Source organism: Acidithiobacillus sp. (assembly GCF_027322205.1).
In the GTDB taxonomy this organism is placed as follows: Bacteria; Pseudomonadota; Gammaproteobacteria; order Acidithiobacillales; family Acidithiobacillaceae; genus Acidithiobacillus.
In genome coordinates this window covers 1-11809 of sequence record NZ_DAHVHY010000060.1, presented here as the reverse complement: position 1 = coordinate 11809, position 11809 = coordinate 1, and the positions used below count along the sequence as shown (strand labels likewise).

Genomic DNA, 11809 nt, shown 5'->3' with positions numbered 1-11809 from the left:
CGCCGCGATCGCGGCGAGTTCGGCCATTTCGTCCATGGAGAGCACCCGGGCCATTTCCAGCAGGACAATGAATTGATTGGCCACCTTGCCCATGCCCCGGATGAACTCGGTGCGCAAACCGGCGCCAAATTGCGGCGCCGGTTCTATCTGTTCCCCCGGAAACTCCAGCACCTCGTTGACGGCATCGACGATGACGCCGAGGCGCTGTCGTGACTCCCCCTCCTGCAGGTCCACGATAATAATGCAACTCCGTTTATGAATGACCGTCGCCGGACGTCCGAAACGGCGCGCTATGTCGATCACGGGCACCACCTGACCACGCAGGTTGATCACCCCCACCACGAAAGCCGGCATCATGGGAATCTGGGTAGGGACGACATAGGCGATGATCTCCCGCACCGCCGAAATATCCACACCAAAGGATTCCGCCTGTAACTGGACAATCAGATATTGCCCTCCCCAACCTCCAACCTGGGCGGCACCGTCTCCTGCTGGCAGCATATTCATGGACGCCTCCTCAGAAGCGGACGAAATCGTGGCTGTCAGCACTGACTGGCGCTGCGTCCTGTCCACGTCCCTGGAGGTGTGCCACTGCCGCAGCGCCTTTATGGGCACTGGCTTTGGCAGAAGATCCGCCGCCCTGCGTGCGTAGCCGGAACGTCGCCATCAACTGCTGAAGTTGTTCGGCCTGTCCGCTCATCTCCTCTGCCGTCGCCGCCAGTTCTTCCGAGGCGGACGCATTTTGCTGGGTGACCTGATTGAGTTGCCCCACCGCCAAGTTGATCTGATCAATGCCGGCCGCCTGTTCGTTGGAAGCGGCGTTGATTTCCTGCACCAGGTCAGAGGTTTTGCCGATCGCCGGGACCAGGGCGGTCAGCGCGCTTCCGGCCTGTTCCGCCACCTGCACACTGCTGCTGGCCAGTGCGCCAATTTCCTGTGCCGCCACCTGACTGCGCTCCGCCAGTTTACGGACCTCGGCGGCGACCACGGCGAAGCCCTTGCCATGTTCACCAGCACGGGCGGCCTCGATCGCGGCGTTGAGTGCCAGCATATTGGTCTGATAGGCGATGTCGTCGATGATTCCAATCTTATCGGCAATATTCTTCATAGCCTGCACCGTCTGGGTAACTGCGTCGCCGCCCATACGCGCCTCTTTGGCGGCACCGGTGGCGATATCGTCGGTCACCCGCGCATTCTCCGCGTTTTGCTTGATGGAAGCCGCCGCCTCTTCCAGAGTGGCGGAAGTCTCCTCGACACTGGCGGCTTGTTCGGAGGCGGACTGAGAGAGGGACTGAGAAGTTGCGCTCACCTGCTCGGAGGCACTGGAGAGATTGTCTGCAGCACTACGCACCTCGCCAATGGTCTGGGTCAAGCGCTCCACCATAGTGGCCATCGCCGCCATCAAACGGCCCGTTTCATCGTGGGTCCGAGATACCACCTGCATGGAAAGATCACCATCGGCAACCAGTTCGGCCATCCTGACGGCCTCATTCAAGGGGCGAGTGATGGAACGGGTCAGGAAAATGCCCATTAAGATGGCGATAAGCATGGCGGCGACACCGATGCTGATACTCAGATCACGGGCGATGACATAATTCGTATTATTTTGCTGCTCCACTGTGCCCAGTTTGCCGGCTATAATTCCATTAAGCTGCTTAATCTCCGTGCGCACCCGTTCCTCTCGGGGGATCACCTGCTGTTGGAACTGCGTGATGGCCGCCACATTCGCTCCCTCGCCAGCGGTTCCTGCGGCGACCGCATTCATATCCTGCAAACAAGTCTTCAGTGCGGAATTGTAGCTTTCCATATGGCGCTGAATACTTTCCACCACTACTCTGGCCTTCTTGTGCTGGACATCTTTATGCAGCGTAGTCAATAGGTACTGACTTCGGGATTGTAGTTTCTGAATGTCATGTTGACTCTGGGCGCGCTGCGCGGGAGTCTGGGCCAATAAGACATCGCGGCAGTCACCAGCTATCTCCAGGATGGCGACGCGGAGGCTGTTAGCGTGTTGCAGATTAGGCCACACTACCATGGTGAGGGTGCCGGTGGTTACCTTTATTTTCTGCATTTGCATCAGCGCCGTCACCGCTATAAGAATCAGCAGCATGATGACTATGGCGTAACTGGCGCCCAAGCGCAGGCCGATACGCATATTCCCGAACATAATGAATTCCTCTTGGTGTAAATCAATGAATGTGTTTTGCGGAAGCGTGATGGTGAATCAGCGCCGGAATATCCAGAATGGGGGCGACGTCGCCATTGCCGAGAATGGTCGCTGCCGATATCCCCGGTACCTGATCGAACAACTTGCCGAGCGGCTTGATGACCGTCTGCTGGTTGCCGAGGATAGCCCCGACTACCATGCCAACCCGGTCTTGACCATGACGCACGACAATGACATTGCGACGTTTTTCGGGTTGGGCATCAAACCGGAAAACTCCGGTCAAATGCAGTAGCGGCAGAGCCTGATCGCGTAATACCATATATCCGACGGTTCCTTGCTGTTCCGGATATTCCAGGCATTCCTCAACGGATTCAGCGGGGATGACAAAGGTATCCGTCGCCAGCTTGACGAGAAAGCCGTCGATAATAGACAAGGTGAGTGGCAGACGGATGCGCATGGTGCTGCCTGCACCGGGAGTGGAGTGGATTTCGATACTGCCACGGATAGCCTCGATATTTTGACGCACCACGTCCATCCCCACCCCGCGCCCGGAAATGTCGCTCACCTGATCGGCTGTGGAAAAGCCGGGGGCGAATATCAGCGCGTAGATTTCCTGGTCACTGAGCTGTTGCTCTGGAGTGACCAGCCCCTTTTCTATGGCCTTGCCCAGAATTTTCTCCCGATTGAGTCCGCCGCCATCGTCGCGCACTTCGATGATGATGCCGCCGGCATCGTGACAGGCATGCAGGCTGATACAACCCTGAGCCGGCTTGCCGAGCGCGTGACGGCGCTCCGCGCTCTCAATGCCATGATCCATGGCATTACGCACCAAATGCATGAGCGGATCGGTGATTTTTTCCGCCATGCTCTTGTCGAGTTCCGTTCCTTCGCCGCTGATCTCCAGACGAATATTCTTGCCCAGAGTGCGTGCAGTATCCCGCACCACCCGTGGAAAACGCTGAAAAACCTCGGCTACGTCAATCATTCGCAGGTGGAGAGCACCGTCGCGGATATCCTCCACCAGGCGCGCCACCTGAGCGGCGGATTCGACGCGTTCCTCGGCATTGTTCTGCGCCGCATAGAGACTGTTGGCGGCACTGGCGATGACCAGTTCCCCGACCAGGTTCACCAGTTGATCCAGATCGGCAGCGCGTACACGCAGCATCTGGCGCTCGACCACCTGATGTTCGCGCTGTTGCTGCTGTTTCTCCAGAGCGCCCTGTACTATGGGTTCCTGAACCATTTTTTGTGCTACCAGAATCTCGCCCAAGGGCTGATGCTGACCGCTATGATTCCCCGCATCCTGCAAAGCGAGGGCTTTTTGCAGTTCCTCATGAGTCAGTGTGCCGACACTGATGAGGAGCGCACCGAGGTGTTGGTCGGCCTCTGGAAGCTGCTGAATAAGCTGGAGATACGCGCCGATCTGGCTATGTGCCGGCAGAATATGAATGATGCTGGAATTTTTCACAAAATCAAAAACATCGGCAACCTGCGACTTGTCGGCATCACTTTTGAAACTGATTTCAAACCCTAGATAACAGCTTTCAGCATCCATCTGGATAAGCGCAGGCAGATTGTCGGTCAGGGTGACAAGCCCGACAATCTCGCCGAGTTGTTCCAGATAATGCAGAAAAGACAGCGGATCCATACCATCCCGAAAAGTATCCCGGCCGAAACGCAGAGAGATATGCCAATTGCCCGTTTTTACGGCATCAGTTGTAATGATTTCGGGCGTTGGACGCGATTCACTTTTACGTACTGGTGGAGATGTCCGTGCGGGAGGTGCCGTGCCGAGCTGCTCCGTAAGTTCGGTGAGCAAACGGAGATCTTCGGCAAGAAAGTGTTCGTCCAACGACATATCAGCCGAAGTCTTGTCCAGATATTCAGCGATGTGATCGCCGCAGGAAAGCAATAGAGTGATGCGGAGCGGCGTCAGATCAATCACTCCGGAACGGATATGATCCAGCAGATTTTCCAGGCGATGGGTAAAACGTACGACCTCTTCCAGACCAAAAAGTCCGGCCGATCCTTTGATCGTGTGGGCGGCGCGAAAAACGGCGTTGATACGTTCGGGATCCGCTCCAGCACTCTCCATAAACAACAGCGCACGTTCCATCTCCTGCAGGAGATCCCGGCCTTCCTCAAAGAAGGTCTGTAGCGCAGCGTCCATTTGCGGGTCGATAGCGATCATCCAGTCATATCCCTGGTCAGCAGAATCGGATCGCCAAAATAGGGCATGAGGCGGCAGAGCTGCATAGCATCTAATACAGCCCGGGAGTGTCCGCTCAGATACAGGGCAACCCCCAGGCGCAGGGCTTCGGCTTTGGCCGCCACGAGGACCTGCAGGCCGGCGCCATCCACCTCGGCGATCTCTTCCAGCAGCAGTTCCACCTGATGACTCTGTTCCAATGCCTTCAAGATATGCTCACGCAAGGATGCGGCAGCATAAATGTCGAGGTCACCGCATAATCTCAGGCGTTGCACCGCACCGTTCTGTTCCTGCTGAATATCCATACTCATCAGGGCAAAATCAGCTTGCCCACCGCCGCCAGCATCTGCTGTGGCTGGAAGGGCTTGATGACCCAGGCCTTGGCTCCGGCCGCCTGCCCCTGGAGTTTTTTCTCCTCTTCTGCCTCGGTCGTCAGCATGATGATGGGTGTGAACTTGTATGCCGGCTTCTGCTTAACTTCTTTGACGAAAGTGATTCCATCCATATTAGGCATATTCACATCACTGATGATGAGATGGATTTTGGTCGCCGCACCCAGTTTTGCCAGCCCATCCACACCGTCACAAGCCTCAATGACTTCATAGCCGGCACCTTTCAGTGCAATGCTGACCACTTGCCGCAGGGATGCGGAATCATCGACTACAAGAACTGTTTTTGCCATTTCGCGAGTTCCTTATGGGCTGTTTTGAATTCAAAAGAAGGTGATTTCCTGATTGGTTTCGGGGATGGCAATGGTTTCGCCACGATGAATGAAATGTTCTTCGCGGGTGGTATACTTCCCGGTCTGTGCCCGTAGCCAATCCTCCACGCCCTCCACCGAATTCGCTGAATCGAGGTGTTTGGGCAGGTCGCTCATACCCTCCTCAACATGCGCCAACATCTGACTGACCCGATCCTGGAACTGCAAGGCAATCAACAGCTGGTCCATCTCTTCACCAATACCTTGGGCTTCATTTTGCAGAATGTCGGCAGAGGCTGTGAGGCGGGTTGTCATACCCTGCAAGCGACGAAGCACGCCACGAATGGAAAGCTCGGCATTAGCCAAAAATTGGCGTTCTTGTTGTATAGCCGCCGCCGTCTGCCGCACCACTCCTCGAATAGAGGCGGTGATATCATTCACATTTTCCCCCATTTTCTGGCTGGTTTCCTTGGAGCGTGTGGACAGCTTGCGCACTTCGTCGGCAACGACGGCAAAACCCCGGCCTTGCTCTCCAGCACGCGCCGCTTCGATGGCGGCATTAAGTGCGAGCAGTGTAGTCTGCGAGGCAATCTCGCCGACATTCTGTGCCATACGATTCAACGTGTTTACCTGTTGCAGCAGGGCAGTAATCACTTCCTGCTGCGATTCGTGTTGCTGTGTCGCTGCCAAAATGTGTTTGAGTACACCCAGGAGTTCTGCCTCGCTGGCGTGGAAAAGCGCGCTGACATCTTGCTCCTCCTCTTCCCCATTATTTCCCCGCGATGCCTGCACTGCTTTACTGAGGCGCTGATGGAGGTTGGCAAAACGGATCGTGATGCCGCCAACCGCACCCTCCATCTGTGTCCGCCCAGATTGCACCTGAGACACCAGAATCTGAACGGCTTGGGCGAGTATCTTGGAAAAGGATAAGGTATCCGTCATGGCTCTTCTCTGTGCGATAATTGGAATCTGGTTAATCAAGGTGCATTTTTGTTTACGGTACAGACAGAGAGAAACTTGAGCAGCGAGATTTTTTCATCGCCGATATCTTGGGTGCCGGTCACGTCAAGACAGCTTCCAATCGGAGGGTGCTAGCGGCTGATCGAACCTCTTTTTTGCGGCCATGCCCAGGCAACGGCTTGTCTTCCACAACAACTAGCCCGGCATCTGCAAGCAAATCAACATCCCGCTTTGCGGGCTTTCGAGAGCGATCCAGAGCGTCTCCGTTCCATCGTCTCCTAGCCCTGGATTACAAAGATACCTTAATGAATTAGAAATGAAATAACATGCGGGAAGGCTAGTCACTGGGACGGGGTGTCACCCCTTCCTTGACAATACCAACTAGTCGGTCTTATATGGTGCCCTATTTTGAAGGGTCATGGAGGCATGTATGGAAGTGATTGCTGCAATAAAAAATCGACGCGCTGCAAAGTCCTTTGATCCGCGCCACAAAATGTCCGAAGAAACACGACGGGTGCTGCTGGAGACATCGGCATTGGCACCCAGTGCGTATAATATTCAACATTGGCGGATTGTGGATGTACAGGATTCGGCGGAGCGGGCGGCTATTCGTGAGGTCGCCTGGGGACAGGCACAGGTGACTGATGCTTCTGCGCTCTATGTGCTTTGTGCCGACCTCAATGCCTGGCAGGAAGAGCCGCAGCGCTACTGGGCGACATCGCCACAGCCGGTGCAGGATTTCCTGCTGCCGAAGCTGGACGCATATTATCGCGGTAAGCAGGAGGTGGCGCGGGATGAGGCCATGCGCACCTTGGGCATTTTTGGTATGGCCCTGATGCTGGTGGCCCAGGATCTCGGTTATGACTCTTGCCCCATGGATGGCTTCGATTTTGATGCAGTGGCGCAGATTATCCACCTACCGGCAGATTTTGCGATTGGCTATATGGTTGCGATCGGTAAAGGCACGGATAATGCTTGGCCTCGTAACCGGGAATTTATCGAAAAGCTGGTGCATATTGATCATTTCTGAGTAGCTGCGCCGCAGTTATTCAGGATCGCCTATACTACTACTCTACCACAGGAGCGGATAACATCCGCAGGAGCGTTGAAAATGCCAGTTAATGAAGGAACTGTTGATCGGGTTATCCGGGTGATTGTGGGTTTGGCCATCATTATTGTGCTCGCCGTTTTTCTGCCGGGCGCATATAAGTGGTGGGCAGCAGTGGGCTTGGCGCCGCTTGTTACCGGGCTGACCGGTTTTTGCGGGCTTTATTCCGTGCTGGGCATCAAAACCTGCCCGTTGAAGCCGCGGGCGAAATCCTGATCCTCTGAGTGCTTTTTCCCGGTACTTCTGAGGCGTTGTGCGGGGAGGGCGCGGTTAGCAGTCGTACCCCTTGCGTGACGCCGCCGGGTACCCGGTAAGCACTCGCGCAGAGGTTACTTCGGTCATTGCCCGATCGCGCAGTCAACACGCGTTGGGTCGGCACAGCCATGCATCAGTCACCTTCCCGGTCGCATCCAGGCGCAAATGAACCTGCCCCTGTTGCCGCAGACGCTGGTCGCCCGCGCCTCCGAAGGGTACCCGTTCTTCAAAATCAAACTGACATAACAGCAGCACATCGCTACCCACGCGTTCCGGCATGCTGCAGTGGCATTGCGCGCCTTCGCGCAGGGCGACGCCGCCCATGGTGGTGAAGCTCGCGAGCAGTTGGCTGCTCTCCAGATAGTCCAGTATGGCCGACTGGACGGCGGGGTCTTCCCAAATTTCCATGACGGTGTACTCCTCGACAGGGTCGCCGAATTTCTTGGTCTATACTTCAAAGCGTAGCTCATTGCGGCGCGCTTGTATGCCGGATGGCGGGCCTTGAGATCATGTCGCGCGGAGAGGAGGTGCTTTTGGATTTTTGGACGGTCACACCCCGATGGGAGGGGGGCTGATGGGGCTGATGATGCCGTCGCAAGCGCTGACCGTCGGCACTTTCGCTGTTGCCATTGTAGTGGTCCTCATGGCCATTCTCTGGGTGTCGGATTGGCTCGGTGGGCAGCATCCCAATCGCAATAAGAATATCCCTTTTGAGAGCGGGCTCGGCGCCAATGTCACCACGCATCCAGCCATGCCAGTGGCCTTCTATCTGCTGGCGGTCTCGTTTCTGGTCTTTGAACTGGAAGCGGCTTTTCTTTTTGCCTGGGCGGTGGCTTTTCACGGGTTGGGCTGGACGCCGATTCTGGGGGGGGGCGGTTTTATGACGGTTCTCGGACTTGGACTCTTTTACGAGTGGCGGATGGGAGGCTTGCAGTGGCGTTAGCACCCGGGCCGTTGTCGTTGCTGGCGGGTAAATTTGAGGAATTGCTGGCCTGGAGTCGCGCGGGATCGTTGTGGCCGCTCAACTTCGGCACCTCCTGCTGCTTTATCGAGATGGTGGCGGCGGTGACGCCCCGGCACGACCTCGCCCGCTTTGGGGCGGAGGTGCTGCGCGGCTCGCCGCGACAATCGGATGTACTGATCGCTTCCGGCACCATCTTCGTCAAGATGGCGCCGATGATCTTAGAGATCTACGAGCAGATGCTGGAACCCAAGTGGGTGATTTCCATGGGTTCCTGCGCCAATTCCGGCGGCATGTATGACGTCTACAGCGTGGTGCAGGGCATCGACCGGATTTTGCCGGTGGATGTGTATGTGCCGGGCTGCCCGCCGCGCCCCGAAGCCTTGATGGACGGATTGCTGCTCTTGCAGCGGAAAATTCGCCGCCATTCACCACGGATTCTGAGCCGGAGGATGGGCTGATGCTGCTGGCGGAGGTCTTGCAAAAGCGCTTTCAGGCGACACCGTTGACGGATGGTCGCGATGGCTGGCCGGATTTTCAGGTGGCGCAGCATCATTTGGTAGATGCCCTGCATTTTTTGCATGATGACATGGCGCCGCGATTTTCCATGCTGCTGGATCTGACGGCAGTGGACGAGCGCGGCGGTCAAACGGTGTCGGAGCGTGCTTTTACCCTGATCTACCATCTGCATGGTCTGAATGACTGCGGGGCACTGCGTCTGCGCGTGCCCCATGTCGATGCGGATGCGCCGGTACCGACGGTGACTGGGGTCTTCGCTAACGCCAACTGGTATGAGCGCGAGGTCTATGACCTCTTTGGGCTGACTTTTAGCGGCCACCCGGACTTGCGGCGGATTCTGCTCCCACCCCTCTGGGAGGGACATCCTTTGCGCAAGGCGGAGCCTATCCGCGCCACCGAGCGCCCGGCCTACCGCCTCAGCAAACCTGAGCTGCAGGAAGTCCTTAAAGCTTACAGCGACGCGGTGCCGACACCGGACCCGGGTCTGACGGTGCTCAATGTCGGGCCGCATCATCCGGGTACCCACGGCATTCTGCGTTTTGTGCTGAAGCTCTCTGGCGAGGAGATCGCGACGGTGGACCCGGATATCGGCTACCACCATCGCGGCGTGGAGAAGATCGCCGAGGGGCACACTTTCCACAACTTCATCCCCTATACCGACCGGGTGGATTATCTGGGGGGCGCGCTGGGGGAGTTTCCTTATGTGCGTGCCATCGAAATGCTGGCGGATCTGACGGTGCCGCCGCGGGCGGAGGGGATTCGTACCCTGTTGGCGGAAATCTGCCGGATTTCTTCCCATCTGGTCTGGCTGGGGAGCTACGGTAATGACCTGGGGACGATGGGACCGGCGTTTTACGCCTTCCGTGATCGTGCCTTATTGATGGATCTGCTCGAGAAATACACCGGCGGGCGACTGCACCCGCAGTTTTTTCGGATCGGGGGGGTGGCGATGGATTTGCCCGAGGGCTGGCGGGAGGATCTGCTGACCATACTCAGGGCTGTGGAAAGGGGGTTGCGTGACAGCGAGCATCTGACGGTAGGGAATCCCATTTTTCAGGCGCGCACCCGCGATATCGGGGTACTCAGTGCGGCGCAGGCGGAGAAATGGGCGGTGTCCGGCATCCTGCTGCGCAGCACGGGCAAGGCCTGGGATATGCGCAAGGCCGCTCCCTACGGGCTTTATGGCGACCTTGACTTTACGGTGCCGACCTCTACGGATGGGGATGCCCTGGCACGGACGCAGTTGCATATCGAGGAGATCCGCGAGAGCATCGGCATGCTGCGCCAGTTGGCGGAGAAGATGCCGGAGGGGCCGACGCTGGCCGCCGATGCCCGCTATGCCTTTCCGCCCAAGGATCATACCCTGCGCGATATTGAAACCCTCATCCATCATTTTGAGCAGGTGGCCGGGGAAATCGGCCCGCCAGCGGGGCAAGTGCTCAGTATCACCGAGTCGGCGCGGGGCATGTTGGCTTATTACGTGGTGGCCGATGGGGGGGCGCGTCCCTATCGTCTGCGGGTGCGTACACCGTCTTTCCCACATGTGCAGTTGATTACCGAACTGGGGCGCGGTACCGCCCTGCCCGACTTCATCGCCACCATAGGTTCCATCGATTATGTCCTTGCCGACCTCGATCGCTGATCTGCAGGATGCCGCGCTGATCGCTCGCTTGCAGGCGCTGGTGGCGGAGTCGCCAGTGCCGGCAGCGGCGATCAGCGCGGTTCTGTACGCCTTGCAGGACGCACGGGGATATATCGACGATGTGGCGCTGCATGCGGCGGCGCAACTCACTGGATTGAGTCCGGTGCGGGTGGAGGAACTCTGCACTTTCTACAGTCTGGTGTTGCGCGCCCGGGCGGGGCGCCATGTGCTGCGTATCTGCGACAGCATCGCCTGTCATCTGGCGGGGGCACAGGACCTGCTGGCCCAGGCGCAGGCGCATTCCGGGGTGGCGCTGGGGGAGGTCAGTCTGAGTGGCGCGCTGACGGTGGTCCCTCATGTCTGTATCGGCCTGTGTGATCGCGCGCCTGCGCTGCTGATGGATGGTGAGGCTACAGGGCCGGTGGACGCAACCTCCCTCGCGCGGTGGTTGGAGCAATGGGAGGCGGACGCATGGAAGCCATTCTGAGCCGCCATTTCCACGATCCCGATCCGGCGGACCTGCGCGTTTATGAGCAGGCCGGGGGTTACGCCGGGTTACGCCGGGCTATCACGATGGACCCTGCAGATATTATTGCCGAGGTGGAGAAGTCCGGACTGCGCGGCTGTGGCGGCGCGGGGTTCCCCACCGGGCTGAAGTGGCGGCTACGAGGTGCCGATGCCCCGGCGCCCCGCTACCTGGTTTGCAATCTGGATGAAACGGAGCCGGGCAGTATCAAGGATCGTGCGCTGCTTTTCGGGGCGCCGCATCACCTGATCGAGGGGATGCTCATTGCCGCCCACGCGCTGGGGGTGCGCCATGCCATCCTCTTCGTGCGCGGCGAGTATGCGGCGGGCACGCGGGTGCTGGAGCGGGCTTTGCAGCGCGCGCGCGGGGCGGGTCTGCTGCGGTTGCCCGATGGCGATCTGCGTCTGGATATCCACCTCTCCCTGGGCCGCTACATCTGTGGTGAAGATTCTGCCATTCTCAACGCCATCGAGGGTAAACGGCCCAATCCGCGCAAAAAGCCGCCGCATATCAGCCAGCAGGGCCTCTGGCAGCAGCCGACCACGGTCAACAATGCGGAAAGCATCGCCCATCTGCCCGGTATCCTCGCTCAGGGCGCTGACTGGTTTCGTGGTCTCGGGGTCCATGGGGGGGTCGGCAGCAAGCTCTACAGCGTCTGTGGCCCGGCGCAGCGGCCCGGGGTCTTCGAGCTGCCCATGGGAACGACGGCGCGGGAGATTCTTTACGAACATGCCGGCGGGATGCGCGCCGGGCGGACCCTGC

At 58.2% G+C, this 11809-nt stretch carries 13 protein-coding genes and 2 pseudogenes; 7 read left to right on the top strand and 8 right to left on the bottom strand.

Annotated features, from left to right (window positions below; translation table 11 throughout):
• From M7F93_RS09180 to M7F93_RS09155, 7 genes and pseudogenes are all read right to left on the bottom strand, one after another.
• On the bottom strand, positions 1-507 hold a 507-nt coding region (locus M7F93_RS09180), incomplete at its 3' end, for a chemotaxis protein CheW (protein WP_298172325.1).
• A 10-nt stretch (positions 508-517) separates the two neighbouring features.
• Positions 518-1384, bottom strand: a complete 867-nt coding sequence (locus M7F93_RS12060) for a methyl-accepting chemotaxis protein (RefSeq protein ID WP_463670968.1) — start codon at positions 1382-1384, stop codon at positions 518-520.
• Positions 1379-2155: pseudogene (locus tag M7F93_RS12055) on the bottom strand (MCP four helix bundle domain-containing protein); the annotation flags it as partial. The pseudogene M7F93_RS12055 and the gene M7F93_RS12060, both read right to left, overlap by 6 nt.
• Positions 2156-2189: 34 nt before the next feature.
• On the bottom strand, positions 2190-4358 hold the full coding sequence (locus M7F93_RS09170; RefSeq protein ID WP_298172319.1) for a chemotaxis protein CheA: 2169 nt from the start codon (positions 4356-4358) through the stop codon (positions 2190-2192).
• Complete coding sequence (locus M7F93_RS09165) at positions 4355-4687, bottom strand: STAS domain-containing protein (RefSeq protein WP_298172316.1); 333 nt, start codon at positions 4685-4687, stop codon at positions 4355-4357. The genes M7F93_RS09170 and M7F93_RS09165 overlap by 4 nt, the downstream gene beginning before the upstream one ends.
• Positions 4687-5058: a response regulator gene (locus tag M7F93_RS09160; protein WP_298172313.1), complete on the bottom strand. Its 372-nt coding sequence runs from the start codon at positions 5056-5058 to the stop codon at positions 4687-4689. Before M7F93_RS09160 ends, M7F93_RS09165 begins: the two co-directional genes overlap by 1 nt.
• 30 nt (positions 5059-5088) lie before the next feature.
• Positions 5089-6018 carry a methyl-accepting chemotaxis protein gene (locus M7F93_RS09155; protein ID WP_298172310.1) on the bottom strand — a complete coding sequence of 310 codons (930 nt, stop codon included), beginning with the start codon at positions 6016-6018 and terminating at the stop codon, positions 5089-5091.
• A gap of 448 nt (positions 6019-6466) precedes the next feature.
• Between M7F93_RS09155 and M7F93_RS09150 the strand changes: the two genes are divergently transcribed.
• Together M7F93_RS09150 and M7F93_RS09145 are read left to right on the top strand one after the other, a co-directional pair.
• A complete protein-coding gene (locus M7F93_RS09150; RefSeq protein ID WP_298172308.1) occupies positions 6467-7066 on the top strand; it encodes a nitroreductase family protein in 600 nt (199 codons plus the stop codon).
• Positions 7067-7147: 81 nt separating this feature from the next.
• Positions 7148-7360: a YgaP family membrane protein gene (locus M7F93_RS09145; protein ID WP_298172305.1), complete on the top strand. Its 213-nt coding sequence runs from the start codon at positions 7148-7150 to the stop codon at positions 7358-7360.
• A gap of 141 nt (positions 7361-7501) precedes the next feature.
• Here the strand turns inward: M7F93_RS09145 and M7F93_RS09140 are convergent, their stop codons facing one another.
• Positions 7502-7807 (bottom strand): hypothetical protein, encoded by a 306-nt coding sequence (locus M7F93_RS09140; protein WP_298172302.1) that lies wholly within the window; start codon positions 7805-7807, stop codon positions 7502-7504.
• A gap of 166 nt (positions 7808-7973) precedes the next feature.
• Here M7F93_RS09140 and M7F93_RS09135 point away from each other — a divergent pair, with 166 nt between their 5' ends.
• From M7F93_RS09135 to M7F93_RS09115, 5 genes and pseudogenes are all read left to right on the top strand, one after another.
• Positions 7974-8342 (top strand): NADH-quinone oxidoreductase subunit A, encoded by a 369-nt coding sequence (locus M7F93_RS09135; protein ID WP_298172299.1) that lies wholly within the window; start codon positions 7974-7976, stop codon positions 8340-8342.
• Positions 8333-8821: an NADH-quinone oxidoreductase subunit B gene (locus tag M7F93_RS09130; protein ID WP_298172297.1), complete on the top strand. Its 489-nt coding sequence runs from the start codon at positions 8333-8335 to the stop codon at positions 8819-8821. The genes M7F93_RS09135 and M7F93_RS09130 overlap by 10 nt, the downstream gene beginning before the upstream one ends.
• Positions 8821-10521, top strand: a complete 1701-nt coding sequence (locus M7F93_RS09125; RefSeq protein ID WP_298172293.1) for an NADH-quinone oxidoreductase subunit D — start codon at positions 8821-8823, stop codon at positions 10519-10521. Before M7F93_RS09130 ends, M7F93_RS09125 begins: the two co-directional genes overlap by 1 nt.
• The gene (locus M7F93_RS09120) at positions 10496-11008 is read left to right on the top strand and encodes an NADH-quinone oxidoreductase subunit NuoE family protein (RefSeq protein ID WP_298172290.1); all 513 of its coding nucleotides are present in this window, start codon (positions 10496-10498) and stop codon (positions 11006-11008) included. The genes M7F93_RS09125 and M7F93_RS09120 overlap by 26 nt, the downstream gene beginning before the upstream one ends.
• Positions 10993-11809 (top strand): annotated as a pseudogene (locus M7F93_RS09115) (NADH-quinone oxidoreductase subunit F); the annotation flags it as partial. The gene M7F93_RS09120 and the pseudogene M7F93_RS09115, both read left to right, overlap by 16 nt.

Excerpts from the sequence above, each read along its gene's own strand:
- M7F93_RS09160 (WP_298172313.1), bottom strand. The coding sequence starts at position 5,058 with ATGGCAAAAACAGTTCTTGTAGTCGATGATTCCGCATCCCTGCGGCAA.
- M7F93_RS09150 (WP_298172308.1), top strand. The coding sequence starts at position 6,467 with ATGGAAGTGATTGCTGCAATAAAAAATCGACGCGCTGCAAAGTCCTTT.
- M7F93_RS09135 (WP_298172299.1), top strand. The coding sequence starts at position 7,974 with ATGGGGCTGATGATGCCGTCGCAAGCGCTGACCGTCGGCACTTTCGCT.
- M7F93_RS12060 (WP_463670968.1), bottom strand. The coding sequence starts at position 1,384 with ATGGTGGAGCGCTTGACCCAGACCATTGGCGAGGTGCGTAGTGCTGCA.
- M7F93_RS09145 (WP_298172305.1), top strand. The coding sequence starts at position 7,148 with ATGCCAGTTAATGAAGGAACTGTTGATCGGGTTATCCGGGTGATTGTG.
- M7F93_RS09170 (WP_298172319.1), bottom strand. The coding sequence starts at position 4,358 with ATGATCGCTATCGACCCGCAAATGGACGCTGCGCTACAGACCTTCTTT.
- M7F93_RS09125 (WP_298172293.1), top strand. The coding sequence starts at position 8,821 with ATGCTGCTGGCGGAGGTCTTGCAAAAGCGCTTTCAGGCGACACCGTTG.
- M7F93_RS09165 (WP_298172316.1), bottom strand. The coding sequence starts at position 4,687 with ATGAGTATGGATATTCAGCAGGAACAGAACGGTGCGGTGCAACGCCTG.
- M7F93_RS09140 (WP_298172302.1), bottom strand. The coding sequence starts at position 7,807 with ATGGAAATTTGGGAAGACCCCGCCGTCCAGTCGGCCATACTGGACTAT.
- M7F93_RS09155 (WP_298172310.1), bottom strand. The coding sequence starts at position 6,018 with ATGACGGATACCTTATCCTTTTCCAAGATACTCGCCCAAGCCGTTCAG.
- M7F93_RS09120 (WP_298172290.1), top strand. The coding sequence starts at position 10,496 with ATGTCCTTGCCGACCTCGATCGCTGATCTGCAGGATGCCGCGCTGATC.